The sequence below is a fragment of the Micrococcus sp. KRD026 genome (assembly GCF_017168445.1).
Taxonomy (GTDB): domain Bacteria; phylum Actinomycetota; class Actinomycetes; order Actinomycetales; family Micrococcaceae; genus Micrococcus; species Micrococcus luteus.
Map to the genome: position 1 here is coordinate 1 of NZ_JABFBA010000010.1, position 15907 is coordinate 15907.

At 72.1% G+C, this 15907-nt stretch carries 14 protein-coding genes, 1 tRNA gene, 2 pseudogenes and 1 other annotated feature; of the genes and pseudogenes, 8 read left to right on the top strand and 9 right to left on the bottom strand.

All coding sequences use genetic code 11. The annotated features are described in order from the left end of the window. The 5 genes and pseudogenes from J1M40_RS04555 to J1M40_RS04575 all read left to right on the top strand — a co-directional run. The coding region (locus tag J1M40_RS04555) for an integrase core domain-containing protein (protein WP_206450495.1) at positions 1-290 on the top strand (290 nt) is incomplete at its 5' end. A 121-nt stretch (positions 291-411) separates the two neighbouring features. Next, positions 412-1050, top strand: a pseudogene (locus J1M40_RS04560) (transposase); the annotation flags it as partial. Between the two features lie 62 nt (positions 1051-1112). Then, on the top strand, positions 1113-1445 hold the full coding sequence (locus J1M40_RS04565; RefSeq protein WP_036315702.1) for a DUF3024 domain-containing protein: 333 nt from the start codon (positions 1113-1115) through the stop codon (positions 1443-1445). Between the two features lie 44 nt (positions 1446-1489). Beyond that, the gene (locus J1M40_RS04570; protein WP_010078466.1) at positions 1490-1687 is read left to right on the top strand and encodes a hypothetical protein; all 198 of its coding nucleotides are present in this window, start codon (positions 1490-1492) and stop codon (positions 1685-1687) included. 59 nt (positions 1688-1746) lie between these two features. Beyond that, a protein-coding gene (locus tag J1M40_RS04575; RefSeq protein WP_223247548.1) for an IS3 family transposase occupies positions 1747-3011 on the top strand; the annotation gives its coding sequence in 2 pieces (ribosomal slippage) (positions 1747-2050 and positions 2050-3011; 1266 coding nt in all). Then, positions 2046-2180, top strand: a sequence feature (AL1L pseudoknot). (Overlaps the previous gene by 135 nt.) Positions 3012-3282: 271 nt before the next feature. Here the strand turns inward: J1M40_RS04575 and J1M40_RS04580 are convergent. From J1M40_RS04580 to J1M40_RS04615, 8 genes are all read right to left on the bottom strand, one after another. Next, positions 3283-3359, bottom strand: a tRNA-Pro gene (locus J1M40_RS04580). Positions 3360-3737: 378 nt separating this feature from the next. Continuing rightward, the gene (locus J1M40_RS04585) at positions 3738-4217 is read right to left on the bottom strand and encodes a hypothetical protein (protein ID WP_020628098.1); all 480 of its coding nucleotides are present in this window, start codon (positions 4215-4217) and stop codon (positions 3738-3740) included. Between the two features lie 104 nt (positions 4218-4321). Then, positions 4322-5860, bottom strand: a complete 1539-nt coding sequence (gene der, locus J1M40_RS04590; protein ID WP_020628099.1) for a ribosome biogenesis GTPase Der — start codon at positions 5858-5860, stop codon at positions 4322-4324. Beyond that, positions 5857-6588 (bottom strand): (d)CMP kinase, encoded by a 732-nt coding sequence (gene cmk / locus J1M40_RS04595; RefSeq protein WP_002857424.1) that lies wholly within the window; start codon positions 6586-6588, stop codon positions 5857-5859. Before cmk ends, der begins: the two co-directional genes overlap by 4 nt. Position 6589: 1 nt before the next feature. Continuing rightward, positions 6590-7750, bottom strand: a complete 1161-nt coding sequence (locus J1M40_RS04600) for a prephenate dehydrogenase (RefSeq protein WP_020628100.1) — start codon at positions 7748-7750, stop codon at positions 6590-6592. After that, a complete protein-coding gene (locus J1M40_RS04605) occupies positions 7747-8703 on the bottom strand; it encodes a pseudouridine synthase (RefSeq protein ID WP_036315713.1) in 957 nt (318 codons plus the stop codon). Before J1M40_RS04605 ends, J1M40_RS04600 begins: the two co-directional genes overlap by 4 nt. Positions 8704-8924: 221 nt before the next feature. Beyond that, a complete protein-coding gene (locus tag J1M40_RS04610; protein ID WP_036338157.1) occupies positions 8925-9785 on the bottom strand; it encodes a ParA family protein in 861 nt (286 codons plus the stop codon). Between the two features lie 241 nt (positions 9786-10026). Beyond that, a complete protein-coding gene (locus tag J1M40_RS04615) occupies positions 10027-11442 on the bottom strand; it encodes a cation:dicarboxylate symporter family transporter (RefSeq protein WP_206450496.1) in 1416 nt (471 codons plus the stop codon). 187 nt (positions 11443-11629) lie between these two features. On the opposite strand from J1M40_RS04615, the pseudogene J1M40_RS12965 reads away from it, so the two are divergent. The 3 genes and pseudogenes from J1M40_RS12965 to J1M40_RS04625 form a co-directional block, all read left to right on the top strand. Continuing rightward, positions 11630-12334: pseudogene (locus J1M40_RS12965) on the top strand (cache domain-containing protein); the annotation flags it as partial. A gap of 76 nt (positions 12335-12410) precedes the next feature. After that, positions 12411-13193 carry an ATP-binding protein gene (locus J1M40_RS12970; protein ID WP_020628105.1) on the top strand — a complete coding sequence of 261 codons (783 nt, stop codon included), beginning with the start codon at positions 12411-12413 and terminating at the stop codon, positions 13191-13193. Further along, positions 13190-13906 carry a response regulator gene (locus J1M40_RS04625; protein ID WP_078025596.1) on the top strand — a complete coding sequence of 239 codons (717 nt, stop codon included), beginning with the start codon at positions 13190-13192 and terminating at the stop codon, positions 13904-13906. Before J1M40_RS12970 ends, J1M40_RS04625 begins: the two co-directional genes overlap by 4 nt. Before the next feature lie 7 nt (positions 13907-13913). Here the strand turns inward: J1M40_RS04625 and J1M40_RS04630 are convergent, their stop codons facing one another. After that, positions 13914-15869 (bottom strand): AMP-binding protein, encoded by a 1956-nt coding sequence (locus tag J1M40_RS04630; protein ID WP_036315720.1) that lies wholly within the window; start codon positions 15867-15869, stop codon positions 13914-13916. Between the last annotated feature and the right edge of the window lie 38 nt (positions 15870-15907).

Sequence of the window (15907 nt, forward strand, 5' to 3'; positions counted from 1 at the left end):
CGATGGCCGACTGGGCCGGCACCCGCACCGGCCTGTCCTACATCCCTCCGGGCTCGCCGTGGCGCAACGGGTACGTCGAGTCGTTCAACAGCCGGATCCGCGACGAGTGCCTCAACATCAACAGCTTCTACTCGCTGCTGCACGCACAGGTCATCATCGGCGACTGGAAGGACGAGTACAACCACCACCGCCGGCACTCCTCGCTCGGCTACCTAACCCCAGCCGAGTACGCTCGGCAGTGCACCCATCAAATGGAAACCGGCGACTCACAGAACGTCCGGACCGAATGAAGGGGGCGGCTCACTCCTCGCTCGGCTACCTAACCCCAGCCGAGTACGCTCGGCAGTGCACCCATCAAATGGAAACCGACGACTCACAGAACGTCCGGACCGAATGAAGGGGGCGGCTCACTTCCGTGATCTGGCTGCCCGCGGCCTGTCGGGGGTGGAGCTGATCACCTCCGATGCCCATGCCGGGCTGGTCGAAGCGGCCGGGGCGGTGTTCGGGACGGCGCAGTGGCAGCGCTGCCGCACCCACTACGCGGCCAACCTGATGGCGGTGTGCCCGAAGTCGCAGTGGCCCGCGGTGAAAGCGCTGCTGCACAGCGTCTACACCCAGCCCGACGTCGAGGCGGTGATCGCCCAGTACGAGCACATGATCGACAGCCTGGCCACCCATCTGCCGGCCGCTGCCGAGCACCTCGAGGGCGCCCGCGATGAGGTGCTCACGTTCACGAAGTTCCCGAAGGAGGTGTGGAAGAAGATCTGGTCGAACAACCCGAACGAACGGCTCAACAAGGAGATCCGGAGACGCACCGACGTCGTCGGCATCTTCCCCAGCCGAGTCGCGGTGATTAGACTCCTCGGCGCGGTGCTGGCCGAGCAGCACGACGAATGGACCGAATCACGGCGCTACATGAGCCTGGAATTGCTGACCGCGACCGACACGATGCTCGCCGAAGCAGCCGCGAAAGCCGCGGCTGAACAAGCCGCCCTACAGGTCAGCGACACCATGACCGACGACCCCGGCCACGCGGCACTCGCCGCCTGACAACCCACCCGACCACGAGGAACCCGACAAAGCCTCGATACACCACTCAAAAGGACTTGACCATGGCTATGCCCGAGACCGACCTGCTGCGCATCGGCCGCTGGTGCCGTGAACGCGTGCCCGAGCACCTGTGGGATCAGGTGAGAGTAGAAGCCGAGATCGCCGACCGGCACGTCACGATCATCGAGACGCGGCCGCCGTGGGACGGGCAGGGCGACTGGACGCGGTTCCCGGTCGCGCGCCTGCGATACACCGTCAAGACCGGCCAGTGGAGCATCTACTGGCGTGACCGGCACATGAAGTTCCACGAGTACACGAAGAGGCGCCCGACGAAGAACGTCCAGAGTCTGCTCGACTACATCGGCAGCCACCAGGATCCGATCTTCTGGGGCTGAGAGCTCCCACGGCCGTGTCGGTACTCACCGCTACGGTCGGGAGTATGAGCGAAGAGCAATGGGATGAAGCGGCCTTCCGCGCATCGATCCCGGCCGCGCGCGAGAAGGTTGAGTTTGCCGCAAGGTTCTGCGAGATCGGCCCCTCACAGCCCCGCTGGGATAGTCACCGTCCCGTCGTCGAGTTGATCTTCTATCTCTGCAAGCTCGACTACGACATCAAGGTGCTCCTGCTGCCTTCCTGACCGATTGAAGCGCCCTGGGTTTGTTGGAGACTCCTGACCTTGGAAACGAGGATGGAGTTATGCCGAAAGAGCAGACAGCGGGGAAGCCGACGACGCGTCGGTATTCGCCGGAGGAGAAGGCCGCGGCGGTCCGGATGGTGAGGACGCTGCGTGCCGAGCTGGGGACCGAGCATGGGACCGTCAATCGGGTCGCGACGCAGCTCGGGTACGGGGTCGAGTCCGTGCGGATGTGGGTCAAGCAAGCCGACATTGACGACGGCGTCACCTCTGACGTGAGCAGCGCTGAGGCGCAGCGGGTGCGTGAGCTGGAGCAGGAGGTCCGGGAGTTGCGGCGGGCCAACGAGGTCCTCAAGCGTGCTGCGTCTTTCTTCGGGGCGGAGCTCGACCGCCACTACCGGAAGTAGTCGCGTTCATCGACGCGAACAAGGATGACCTGGTCGACGGTCGCCGGCTCGGAGTCGAGCTCATCTGCAGGCTGCTGCAGGTGGCTCCGAGCAGCTACTACGCCGCCAAGACCCGCGCCCCCTCGGCTCGCGCGGTGCGGGACGAGGAGCTGATCCCGCAGCTGGTCGAGCTCTGGGAGACGAACTACCGCGTCTATGGAATCCGCAAGCTCTGGAAAGCCGCCGGCCGGGCGGGGATCATGATCGGCCGAGACCAGGCCGCCCGGCTGATGCGCGCTGCAGGCATCGAGGGTGCGCGGCGGTCGAAGAGGGTCAAGACCACCCGGCCGGACCCGGCGTCGGCGCGGCACCCGGACCTCGTGAAGCGGGAGTTCACCGCGCCTGCCCCGAACCGGCTCTGGGTCACCGACCTGACGTTCGTGCCGACGTGGGCCGGTGTCGCGTACGTCTGCTTCATCGTCGACGCGTTCTCCCGGATGATCGTCGGGTGGCGGTGCGCGTCACACATGCGCACCGAGATGGTCCTCGACGCGATCGAGATGGCCCGCTGGTCCCGCGGCGCTCGCCATGAGGACCCGCGCTGTCACAGCGACGCGGGGTCTCAATTCACCTCCATTCGCTACGGCGAACGCCTCGCCGAGATCGGAGCGACACCGTCGATCGGGACCGTCGGGGACAGCTATGACAACGCCCTGGCCGAGACCGTGAACGGCTATTACAAGGCCGAGCACGTCCGCGGACCCGCACGGCCAGGTCCCTGGCGGACGGTCGAGGACCTCGAGCTCGCGACCCTCGGGTGGGTGTCCTGGCACAACACGCAACGCCTCCACGGCTACCTCGGCGACGTCCCACCCGCCGAGTTCGAGGACACGTTCTATGCTGTCGAAGCCGGCCGCGAACAGCTGGTCGGAATCAAATAGCGCGAGTCTCCATCAGACCCAGGGGGCTTCAGGGCCAACGCTCTGGTCACCGACGAGATCGATTTTGGATCGAGCCGCTCGGCCACTGAGGAAGTTCTGAATTCCCGGGGATATAAGTCGAGCCGAACGCCGAACCGTAGGGTCTGTCTCGATCAGTTTGTGCTAAGGAATATGTCAGGCACGGAAAGAGGCCCAGGCGCTCCCCTCGAGGGAGTACCTGGGCCTCATTCCATTTTCCCTCGTCAGATGCGGACTCTGACCCGTGGGAACGTGGTCGGGCTAGCGGGATTTGAACCCACGACCTCTTGACCCCCAGTCAAGCGCGCTACCAAGCTGCGCCATAGCCCGTGGCGAATCGCGGTCATCCGCGCTTCGGCACCCGATGAGCATACCCCACCGGCACCGCCGGGCGCGAATCGGAAGCGGGCCTGCCAGGTCGTCGTTGTCAGGGGCAAACCGCGCGACACCCCCGAAACGTGAACAAGGGGCCCACGTCCTCTTCACAGACGTGAACCCCTCATCCCTTGACCGAGGGCCACCCGACCGAGAGTCCCCCAGCGACCGCGGCCCCGGCGTACCGGTGGGCCTGGCGGTCTGCACGAACCCTCTCATGACTGAGGGTGCAGTCGCGCACGTGAGAAGTGTAACACGCTGAGCCGCTCCGATCCGCCGTTCCGGGCGCGTCGCAGGGGCGTGTCGGGGGCCTCACGGAGCCCCGTCGCAGGCTCAGAACGTGAAGGTTCGGTCCCCCACGCGGAATTCGACGTCCTCCAGGTCCGGGATGGCGTCGCGCGCCCGGTCCGCCGCCTCCCGCATCGTGTCCTCGAGAACCTGGGGATCGGCCTCGAGCAGGGACTGGCCGTACTCGATGACCACCTTCCCGTCCTCCCGAAGGGCCTCGACGTCGACGATGTCCGAACCGGAGGGCAGCGATCGCGTCAGGTCCTCGACGACCTCGGCGGCGCGCTGGTCCGCCTCCTCGAGGGCGCCCTCGGCCTCCTGGCGCAGCTGCCCCAGGTCCACGCGGTCCGAGGCGTCCGCCTCCAGCTCGCTGATCCGGTCCTCGGCCTGGGCGAGCCGGTCCTCCGCGCTTTGCAGCGCGGCCCGGGTCGCGCCGTCGTCGACCGCGCAGCCGGATGCGGCCAGCGCGAGCGCGGCCAGGGTGGCCAGGGACAGGGCGGCGGGGCGACGTCGGATGAGGCTCATGCCCTCAGGCTACGAGGCGAAGGTGGACGAACGGTGGGAGCCGGCCGGGACGACGACGTCCCCCGACGCGGGTGGTCGAGGGACGTCGTCGGGGCGGGGCCGGATCAGCGGCGGCGACCGCGCTTCTCGCGCACGCGCATCCCGATCTCGAGGGGCGTGCCCTCGAACCCGAAGGTCTCGCGCAGGCGGCGCACGATGAACCGGCGGTACCCGGGGTCCAGGAACCCGGTGGTGAACAGCACGAACTTGGGCGGCCGGCTCGAGACCTGGGTCGCGAACAGGATGCGGGGCTGCTTGCCGCCGCGCAGCGGGTGCGGGTGGGCCGCCACGAGCTCGCCGAGGAACGCGTTGAGCTTGCCCGTGGGGATACGGGTGTCCCATGAGTCCAGGGCGAGGTCCAGCGCGGGGACGAGACGGTCCTTGTGCCAGCCGGTCTTCGCGGAGATGTTCACGCGCGGCGCCCACGCGACGTGCGCCAGGTCCCGCTCGATCTCCTTGGCCAGCTGGAGCCGCCGATCCTCATCCACCTGGTCCCACTTGTTGAACGCGATCACGAGGGCGCGACCGGAGTCCAGCACCATCTGGAGGATGCGCACGTCCTGCTCAGAGATCACCTGCGGCGCCTCGAGCAGCACCACGGCCACCTCGGCGCGGTCCAGGGCCGAGGCAGTGCGCAGCGACGCGTAGTAGTCGGCGCCGTGGGCCATGTGCTGCCGTCGACGGATGCCGGCGGTGTCCACGAAGCGCCACAGGCGTCCGCCGAGCTCCACGAGCTCGTCCACGGGGTCGCGCGTGGTGCCGGCCAGGTCGTCCACCACCACGCGGTCCGAGCCGGCCAGCTTGTTCAGCAGCGAGGACTTGCCCACGTTCGGCCGGCCCACGAGGGCGATCCGGCGCGGGCCGCCGCGCGGCACGAGACCGCCGTGGGCGGACTCCTCCGGCAGTGCCTCGAGCGCGGCGTCCAACAGGTCCGCGACGCCGCGGCCGTGCACCGCGGACACCGGGTACGGGTAGCCGAAGCCGAGCGACCACAGGGTGGCGGCGTCGGCCTCCTGGACCATGTCGTCCACCTTGTTGGCGGCCACGATCACCGGGCGGTCCTTGCGACGCAGCATCGAGACCACGGCCTCGTCCGTGGCCGTCATGCCGACGGTGGCGTCCACCACGAACACGACGGCGTCCGCCACGTCCACGGCCAGCTCGGCCTGCTCGGCCACGCGACGGTGGATGCCCTTGGCGTCGTGCTCCCAGCCGCCGGTGTCCACCACGGTGAACTCGCGGCCGTTCCACTCGGCGTCGTAGGAGACGCGGTCGCGCGTCACGCCGGGCACGTCCTCCACCACGGCCTCACGGCGGCCGATGATGCGGTTGACGAGCGTGGACTTGCCGACGTTCGGCCGGCCCACGATGGCCAGCACGGGCGGCACGGGCGCGTCGACGTCCTCGTCGGGCCCGAGCTGCCACGCGTCGAGGAGGGCGGCGTCGTCCTCCTCGAGCTCGTAGTCCTCGAGGCCGGCGCGCAGCGACGCGGCGCGCGCCTCGGCCTCCTCCTCGGTCATGGCGGCGAGCCGCTCGGCCACCTGATCGTCGCCGGCGGGGACGAACTCGTCCTCACCGGAGCGGTGCTGGGGGTTCTCGGTCATCGTCGGCCTCCCTTCACGGCCGGAATGCCGGCCTGGTCCTCGACGGCGGCCAGGACGGCCGCCACGGTCTGCTCGAAGTCGAGCTCGGTGGAGTCCACGAGCGCCACCCCGTCGGCGGGGCGGTCGAACGTGGACACGGTGGCGTCGCGGGCGTCGCGCCCGGCCACCTGACGGTGCAGCGTGCCGGCATCGACGCCGGTCTCCCCCGCCGCGGCCAGCTGGCCCGAGCGGCGGGCGGTGCGCACGGCCTCGGAGGCCGTGAGCAGCACGCGCGCGTGGGCGTCCGGGGCCACCACCGTGGTGATGTCACGGCCCTCGGCGACCATCCGGCCCGCGGCGGCGATCGCCGCCCGCTGGCGACGATGCAGCTCCTCGCGCACCGGGATGACCACGGCGACGGTGGAGACCGTGTCCGTGACCTCGGGGCCGCGGATCGCCTCGGTGACGTCCGTGCCGCCGACCCGCACGGCCTCGACGTCCGGGTCGGTGGACTGGTCCAGGTCCATGGCGACGGCGGCCGCCGCCACGGCCTCCGCATCGGCCAGGTCGACGCCCTCGTGCAGGCAGTGCCACGCCACGGCGCGGTACATGGCGCCGGTGTCCAGGTACGCGGCGCCGAGACGCCGGGCCACGGCCTTGGACACGGACGACTTGCCCGAGCCCGAGGGGCCGTCCACCGCCACCACGAGCGGCGCGGGTGCGACGTCGTCGCGGGTGTGCTCGGTCATCTCAGACCACCTTCCATCCGGCGGCGGTCAGCGCCGCCACGAGTTCGTCCCTGCGGCCGGGCAGCACGGAGATCTCCACCATGCCGACCCGGTGGCCCGAGGCGTGCTCGAGCCGCAGGTCCTCCACGTTCACGTCCGTGCGGCCGACCTCGTCGAGGAGGGCCGCGATCTGCCCGGGGGCGTCGTCCACGATCACCGTGACCACCGCGAACGCCTGCGGCGGCGCCCCGTGCTTGCCGGGCACCCGTGCCCGACCGGCGTTGCCCTCGGCGATCAGCTGCGCCATGTCCAGCCGCGCCCCGGGGGCGGAGGGGTCCTCCAGGGTGCGGATCAGCCGGTCCAGGTCCGCCCGCAGCCCGTGCAGCGCCGGCACGATCCGCCCGGCGTTGCCGGAGAGGATCTGCACCCACAGCTGCGGGTCCGACGCTGCGATCCGGGTGGTGTCCCGCAGCCCGTTGCCGGCCAGGGCGAGCGCCTGGTCCGGGGTGTCCTGCAGGCGGGAGGCCACGAGCGAGGCGGCGATCTGCGGCAGGTGCGAGATCAGCGCGACCGATTCGTCGTGGGCGCGGGCCGCCATCCGGTACGGGGTGGCCTGCAGCGTCCGCGCGAGCGCCCGACCGGCCGCGAGGGCGCCCGGGTGCGTCGTGTCCGTCGGGCACAGCACCCACGGCGCCTGCGTGAACAGGGTGCCGCGGGCCGCCACGGGACCGGACCGCTCGGAGCCGGCCATCGGGTGCGTCCCGAGGTACCGGTCGGCGTCCTGCGGGGCCAGGCGGCCGTCGTCGACGGCAGCGCGCACGCCCGCGGCGACCGCCTCCTTCACCGAGGCGATGTCCACCACCACGGCCGCGGGCCAGCGGCGCAGCGAGTCGACCACGACGTCGGCGGTCACGTCCGGCGGCGCGGCCACGACGACGAGTCCCGGGGCGACGTCGAGGTCGTCGCCCTCGGCGTCCAGGCGGGCGGGGCGTCCGGCGCGGATGTCCGCGGCCACGGCCAGGGCGGCGGGCGAGGGGTCGTGCAGGCGCACGTCCACACCGGCCGCGCTCAGCCCGATGCCGATCGAGGCGCCCAGCAGACCGGTCCCCCGGACGAGCACGGGCTGCGGGATCCCGGCCGGGCCGTCACCGAGCTTGGCGGCGGACTCGGCGGGCGCGCTCACAGGCCGACCAGGGCCTTGAGGTGGCCCAGCTCCTGCGCGTTGAGTGCGCGGACGGTGCCCTGCTTCTGGTCGCCCAGCAGGATGGGGCCCACCTTGACGCGGACGAGCCGCTCGACCGGGTGGCCGATCTCCTGGAACATGCGACGCACGATGCGGTTCTTGCCCGAGTGCAGCACGACCTCGACGAGCACGTGGCCCGGCGTCGAGTCGACGAGCTTGAACGAGTCGACCTGCGCCACGCCGTCCTCCAGTTCCACGCCCTCGCGCAGCCGGTTCGAGACGCCCTTGGCCAGCGGGCCGCGGGTCTGCACCACGTAGGTCTTGGGGACCTCGTAGCTGGGGTGGGTGAGGCGGTTGGCCAGCTCGCCGTCGTTGGTGAGGATGAGCAGGCCCTCGGTCTCGTTGTCCAGACGGCCCACGTGGAACAGGTGCTCCTGCCCGGGCTTGAGGTAGGTGGCGATCGAGGGCCGGCCCTCCGGGTCCACCATCGTGGAGATCACGCCGCGGGGCTTGTTGAAGACGAAGTACTGCTTGGTCACGTCCGTCTGCACGGAGATGCCGTCCACCCGGATCACGGCCGTGGCCGGGTCCACGCGCACGCCGGGCTCGGTGACGACGACGCCGTCCACCTCCACGCGGCCCTCGGCGATGAGGTCCTCGCTCACGCGCCGGGACGCCACACCCGCCGCGGCCAGCACCTTCTGCAGGCGCTCGCCCGACTCGTCGTGGATGCGGTCGAGGTGGGCGGCCTTGGCCCGGGCGGCGCCGGCGCCGCGGCCGCGGCGACCGCGGGTGCGCGGCACGGCGTCCTCGTCGAAGGGGGCCTCCTCACGGGGGGCGGCGGCGCCGCGGCGGGCACCGATCTGTCGCTGGAAGTCGCGCTCCTGGAACGGGCCGCCCCGTCGACCGACGGCGGGGGTGCGTCCGGAGCCTCGCGGCTTGCGGGAGTTCATGGGGAGGGCGTCCTTTCGGGTGCGCGTCAACGGCGCCGGTCGGGCCGGCGGCGGACGGGTCAGGGGGTGAGGGACGGCCCGGAGACGGACACGCCCGGCTCCATTCTCGCAGATCAGCGGCGTCGCGTCTCCCGGCCACCGCTCCCCCGCCGCGAGCGCGCAGCGAACCGGCCCGGTCCCGAGACGGGACCGGGCCGGCGTCGTCGGCGCTCAGCGGACGGTCACGGCGCGCCGCCGCGGCAGATCAGCTCGCGGGCGAGCTGCCGGTAGGCCTTGGCACCGTCGTGGTTCTCGGCGAACAGGGTGATGGGCGTGGCCGCCACCGTGGCGTCGGCGAACTTGATGGACCGCTTGATGACGGTCTCGAACACGCGGTCCCCGAAGCCGGCCACCAGCGAGCCCACGACCTCCTTGGAGTGCAGGGTCCGCTGGTCGAACATCGTGGCCAGCACGCCGTCGATCTCCAGGTCCGGGTTGAGCCGGTCCTGCACCTTCTCGATCGTCTCGACGAGCAGGGCGACCGCGCGCAGCGCGAAGAACTCGGCGGTCAGCGGGATGATCACGCCGTGCGAGGCGGTCAGCGCGTTGACGGTCAGCAGGCCCAGCGAGGGCTGGCAGTCGATGAGGACCACGTCGTAGTCGTCGCGGACCTGGCGCAGCGCGCGCTCGAGGACCTGCTCGCGGGCCACCTCGTTGACGAGCTGCACCTCGGCCGCGGACAGGTCGATGTTGGCCGGCAGCAGGTCCATGTTCGCGAAGTCCGTGGACAGGATCGCGTCCTTCGCGGTCACGGACCGCTCCATGAGCACGTTGTACACCGTGGTGTCGAGCTCGTGCGGGTTCGCGCCCAGGCCGGCCGAGAGGGCGCCCTGCGGGTCGAAGTCCACCATGAGCACCCTGCGGCCGTAGCCCGCGAGCGCGGCGCCCAGGTTGATGGTGGAGGTCGTCTTCCCGACGCCGCCCTTCTGGTTCACCATCGAGATGATCCGCGCCGGGCCGTGCGAGGTCAGGGGCGCGGGCTCGGGGAAGTCGTGCTTGGGCCGGCCGGTGGGCCCGAGCACGGGCTCGCCGTGGATGGTCATCACGGGGATCGGTTCTCTCGAGGTCACGGCGGCGCCGGCTCCTTCCACGGTGGTCTGCACGCCCGGCCGCGGGCCGCGGCGCGCCGCGGCCGCCGTCGTCGGCGTGTCCGGATCTTCCCCCACCCTAGTGCCTGGCGTTCCCGGGACGACGGCGGCGCCGGGGACGGGCCGGTGTCCAGGCTCGTCCCCGGCGTCGCCGGTGGTCGACGGTGCGGCGTGCCGCGCGGGCCCGCCGCCTCCGTCAGCGGGCGGGGTTCCGGTCGCCGTCGGCGGCCATGGCGAAGTTCAGGCTGGAGTCGGGGTGACCCTCGTAGGCCTGCTCGGCGATCGTCGGGGACTGCTGCGGGTCGTGCGCGGCGCCGTCGTGGCCGGCCACGGTCGCCTCGTCGAACTGCAGCTCGCCGCTGAGGACGCGCCGGGCACGCTCGCCGTCGAGCTCGCCCACCCAGCGGCCGACGAGGAGCGTGGCCACGGCGTTGCCGGTGAAGTTGGTCAGGGCGCGGGCCTCGGACATGAACTTGTCGATGCCCACGATCACGCCCATGCCGCCGAGCAGCTCGGGTCGGTGCGCCTGCAGGCCGGCGGCGAGCGTGGCCATGCCCGCGCCGGTGACGCCGGCCGCGCCCTTCGAGGCGATGATCATGAAGACCAGCAGGCCGATCTGCTCGCCGAGGTTCATCTCCGCGCCCATCGCGTTGGAGACGAAGAGCGCGGCCATGGTCAGGTAGATGGCGGTGCCGTCCAGGTTGAAGGAGTAGCCGGTGGGCACGGTCACGCCCACGACGGACTTGTCCACGCCGGCGTGCTCCATCTTGGCGATCAGGCGGGGCAGGGCGGTCTCGGAGGAGCTGGTGGCGAAGATGAGCAGGTACTCCCGGCCCAGGTACTTCATGAGGGACAGGATGCTCAGGCCGGTCACGACCTTCAGGACGGTGCCGAGCACCACCACGATGAAGGCGATGCAGGTCAGGTAGAAGGCGCCCATGAGCAGCGCCATGGCGCCGATCGCGGACCAGCCCGTGGAGCCGACGACGGCGGCGATCGCACCGAAGGCGCCGATCGGGGCGACCCACATCACCATCATGAGGATGCGGAACACGACGCCCTGGATCAGCGTGAGACCACGCAGCAGCGGGGCGTCGGCCGGGCCCATCTGCTGCAGGGCGAAGCCCACGAGCAGGGCGATGAACAGGGTGGGCAGCATCGGCAGGGAGCCGGGGATGATGTCCAGCAGGAACTGGACGGTGCCGTCCGCCGCGGCCTGGGGCTTGTTCGGGTCGTAGGGCGTCAGCTTGAGGCCCTCGCCGGGGTGGATGAGGTTGCCGACGACGAGGCCGACGGCCAGCGCGAACGTGGACATCGCCATGAAGTAGACCAGGGCGATGCCGCCCACGCGGCCGACGGTCGCGGCCTTGGCGATCGAGCCGACGCCGAGGACGATCGTGCAGAAGATGACCGGGCCGATCATCATCTTGATGAGGGAGACGAAGCCGTCGCCCAGCGGCTTGAGGGACTTGCCGAACTCGGGGAAGAGCAGGCCGACGGCGGCGCCCAGCACCACCGAGGCGATCACGGCGATGTACAGCCAGTGGGTGCGGTCCTTCTTCGTCGCCGGGGCCGGCGGGGCCGAGGTCTCGGCCGGTGGGGTGTGCGCCATCGGGCGTTCCGTTCTGTGCGGTGGTGGGGCGCCGCCGAGCGGTCCGCAACGGCGCGGGAGGGATGTGACCACTCTCGCGGCCCCGGGTGGTGTCGGTCACGATTGCGGTCATAGTGGTCACGGCGGCCGACGGACTGCAGGATCGTGGGGGTGGACCGGCGCGTCGCCGGCCCGAGGGAGGAGAGGCATGCGCCACCCGTGGTCGATCGCCCGGCGGATCGCCGTGGTCCACGTGGCGCTCGTGGCGGCCATCGCCCTGTTCAGCGTGTGGAGCGCCTACCTCCAGGCCCGCGAGGTGGCCCAGCGCGTCGAGGAGCGCCACGTCCAGGGCGTCACCACCCTCGTGGCGCGCGACCCCGCGCTCGTCTCGGCCCTGCGGGCCGGCGACGCCCCCGCCTTGCAGGCCGGGATCGACGGCTGGATCGCCGAGGCACAGGTCTCGTGGCTGACCGTGATGGACCCGGACGGGATGCGGTTGGCGAGCTGGCGCCCCGAGCAGGTCGGTGTCCGCTACCCGAGGCCGGTGGACGCCGTCGTGGCCGGGGACACCGTCGTGGAGCTCTCGAGCACCGGTGCCGCGGGCCGGTCGGTGCGTGCGCTCGCACCGGTCGTGGACCCGGAGGACGGCACCGTCCTGGGCGTGGTCACGATGGGCGTGCAGATCTCCGACGTCACCATCATGGCCCAGGCCCAGATCCCCGGCATCCTGCTGGGCTCGGCCGCCGTGGCCGCCGTCGGCCTGCTCGTCGCCTGGCTCGTGGGCCGGTATCTGAACCGGGTGACGCTCGGACGCGGCCCCGAGCAGATCGCCGAGCAGTTCCTGCTGGCGGAGACGGCCATGGACTCGCTCGAGGCCGGCGTCGTGGTCCTCGCCCCGGACGGGCGGGTCCGCCTGCACAACGACGCCGCCGCGCGCCTGCTCGGCTGGGAGGGCGCGGGCGAGCCTCGCCGTCGGCGGGCGGGTCCTCGTGGTGCAGCAGCGTGTCGTGCGGGCGCCCGGCCGTTCCGACCCCGGCGGGTCGGTCCCGCCGACGGCCCTCGCCGCGGCCGCCCGCGAGGGCGTGACCACCGCCCCGGCGGGATCGCGCGTGCTCGTCCTGCACGACCGCACCGACCTGCAGCGGCTCGGCGACGAGCTCACCGTGGCGCATACCCTGACCACGGCGCTGCGCGCGCAGACGCACGAGCACGCCAACCAGCTGCACACCGCCCTCGCCCTCGTGGAGTCGGGCCGGCTGGAGGCGGCCCGGGCCGTGCTGTCCCGCCGCGCCGCGGACGAGGAGGCCTCCGACGACGTCCTCGCCGCCCTGCTCGACGCGAAGGCCGCCCAGGCGCGTGAGCGGGGGGTGGCGCTGACCTGGTCCGCCGAGCTGACCGCGCCCGCCCCGCTGCGCCCGCTCGACCTGCTGACCGTGCTGGGCAACCTGGTGGACAACGACCTCGACGCGGCCGCCGCACCGGACCTGTCCGCGGTAGACCGGTGGGTCGACGTCGAGGTGGTCTCGGACGCCACGGGCCTGGTGGTGCAGGTGGCCGACGGCGGCCCCGGACCCTCCGACGCGGACCGCCGCCGGCTCTTCGACCGGGGCTGGTCGACGAAGCCCGTCGGCGCCGCCGGACGCGGCATGGGGCTGTGGCTGACGCGGCGGATCGCGGAGGAGGCCGGCGGGGTCGTGGACGTCGCGACCGACTCCGGCACCGTGTTCACCGTCGAGGTGCCCCGCGAGCCCACACCCCAGGAGGAGACATGACCGCCCGCCCGTACCGGGTGCTCGTCGTCGAGGACGAGCAGCTGACGGCCGAGACCTACGTGGCGCACCTGGACCGGCTGCCGGGCTTCGAGGTGGCCGCGGTGGCCGGTTCCCTGCTGGCCGCGCGGCAGGTCGCCGCGGCGGGCCTGCACGCCAACGGGCGCTTCCCGTTCGACGTCGTCCTGCTGGACATGAACCTGCCCGACGGGCACGGCCTGGACTTCCTGCGCCAACTGCGCGCGGCCGGCTTCCACGGCGGGGTGCTGGCGCTCACCGCGGCCACCGACCTGCCGGTGGTGCGCCGCGCCGTCGCGTACGGGGTGACGCAGTACCTCGTGAAGCCGTTCGGCTTCGACGAGTTCGCGGATCGGCTGGGCGGGTTCCGCGCCGCCTCGGCGATGCTGGCCGGCGACGGCGCCCTCGACGGCCAGGAGCAGGTGGACGCCGTCTTCCGCGTCTCCCGCGAGCGGCGCGCCGAGGCCCTGCCCAAGGGGCTGACCGAGAGCACCCTGCGCGAGGTGGTGGAGCTGCTGGGGGCGGACCCGGAGACCGCCCTGAGCGCGGCCGAGGTGGGCGAGCGCCTGGGCATCTCCCGCGTGACGGCCCGGCGCTACCTCGAGCACCTCGAGCGGATCCGCCGGGTGCGGCGCTCGGCCCGGCACGGCGGCCGTGGCCGGCCCGAGCAGGAGTACCGCTGGGCCGGCCGCACGTGAGCGGGGCTCAGCGGGCCGGGCGCAGCACCCCGGCCAGGGCCTCGAGCACGGCGGGGTCCTCAATGGTCGAGGGCACCGCGTACTCCTCGCCGTCGGCCATCTGCCGCATGGTCTTGCGCAGGATCTTGCCCGAGCGGGTCTTGGGCAGCGCGTCCACCACGACGACGTCGCGGAAGTCCGCCACCGGGCCCACCTCGCGGCGCACCGCCTGACGCAGCTCGTCCAGGAGCGCGGCCTCGGCCTCGGAGCCGGCCTCGGGCGTCTCGACGCCGGACTTGAGGACCACGTAGCCCGAGGGCCGCTGGCCCTTGAGCGGGTCCGCGATGCCGATCACGGCACATTCGGCCACCGCCGGGTGGGCGGCCAGGGCGGCCTCGAGGACGCCCGTGGACAGCCGGTGCCCGGAGACGTTGATGACGTCGTCGGTGCGGCCGAGCACGAACACGTAGCCGTCCTCGTCCACGACGCCGGAGTCACCGGTCGCGTAATGGCCGGGGAACGCGCTGAGGTAGGAGTCGATGTAGCGCTGGTCGTCGCCCCACAGGGTGGGCAGGGTGCCCGGGGGCAGCGGCAGCCGCAGGGCGATGTTGCCCTCGGTCCCGGCGGGCACGGGCTCGCCCAGGCCGTCCAGGACCACGAGATCGACGCCCGGCGAGGGCACCGAGGACGAGCCGATCTTCACCGGCAGCTGCTCCAGGCCCACCGGGTTCGCCGCGATGGCCCACCCGGTCTCGGTCTGCCACCAGTGGTCGATCACCGGCATGCCCAGCAGGCCCTCGATCCACCGCTGCGTCTCCGGGTCCAGGCGCTCGCCCGCGGCGAAGAAGTGCCGCAGGGAGGACAGGTCGTGGTCCTTGAGCAGCTCGCCCTCGGGGTCGGCGCGGCGGATCGCGCGCAGCGCCGTGGGGGCCGTGAAGAAGGAGCGCACGCCGTGGTCCTCGATCAGCCGCCAGAACGCGCCGGCGTCGGGCGTGCCCACGGGCTTGCCCTCGTACATGACCGTGGTGGCCCCGGCCAGCAGCGGGCCGTAGACGATGTAGGAGTGCCCCACGACCCAGCCCACGTCCGAGGCCGTGCACATCGCCTGCCCCGGACCGACGTCGTAGATGTGCTCCATGGTCCAGCGCAGGGCGACGGCGTGGCCCCCGTTGTCCCGGACGACGCCCTTCGGCTTGCCCGTGGTGCCCGAGGTGTAGAGCACGTACAGCGGGTCGGTGGCCTGCACCGGGACGCAGTCGGCCGGCTCGGCGGCCGCGACGGCCTCGCCCCAGTCCTCCCAGCTCGCGCCCCCGCGCCCGTCGGCGTCCGCGAGCGCGGTCTCGAAGCCCTCGCGGTGGTGGACCAGCACCGTGCGCACGGGGTGCGCGGCGGTCTCGAGCGCCTCGGCCACGGCGGGCAGGTATTCGACCCGGCGCTTGGGCTCGATGCCGCCGGAGCAGGTGAGCACGACGTCGGGGGCGGCGTCGTCGATGCGGGAGGCGAGCTCGCGCGGGGCGAAGCCGCCGAAGACCACGGAGTGCACCGCGCCGAGCCGCGCGCACGCCAGCATCGCGATGTGGGCCTGCGGGATCATCGGCAGGTACACGAGGACGCGGTCGCCCTTGCCGACGCCGCGCGCGGCCAGGGCGCCGGCCAGGCGGGCCACCGCGTCCGTGAGCTCGGCGTACGTGTAGCGGGTGACCTCACCGGTCATCGCGGAGTCGTGGATCAGCGCGACGGCGTCCCCGCGGCCCGCCTCGACGTGCCGGTCCAGGCAGTTGAAGGCGGTGTTCAGCTCGCCGTCCGGGAACCAGCGGTACAGAGGCGCGGCGGAGTCGTCGAGGGCGCGCGTGGGCGCGACGGTCCAGTCGATGGCGCGCGCCGCGTCGAGCCAGAACCCCTCGGGGTCGCGGAGGGAGCGGGCGTGGGCGTCGGCGTACGCGCCGGAGGGGCGGTCTTCGGCGGGGGCATCGTGGGTCGCCATGCGCCCAGGGTAGTGCCGTGGATCACAGGGGGCAAGGG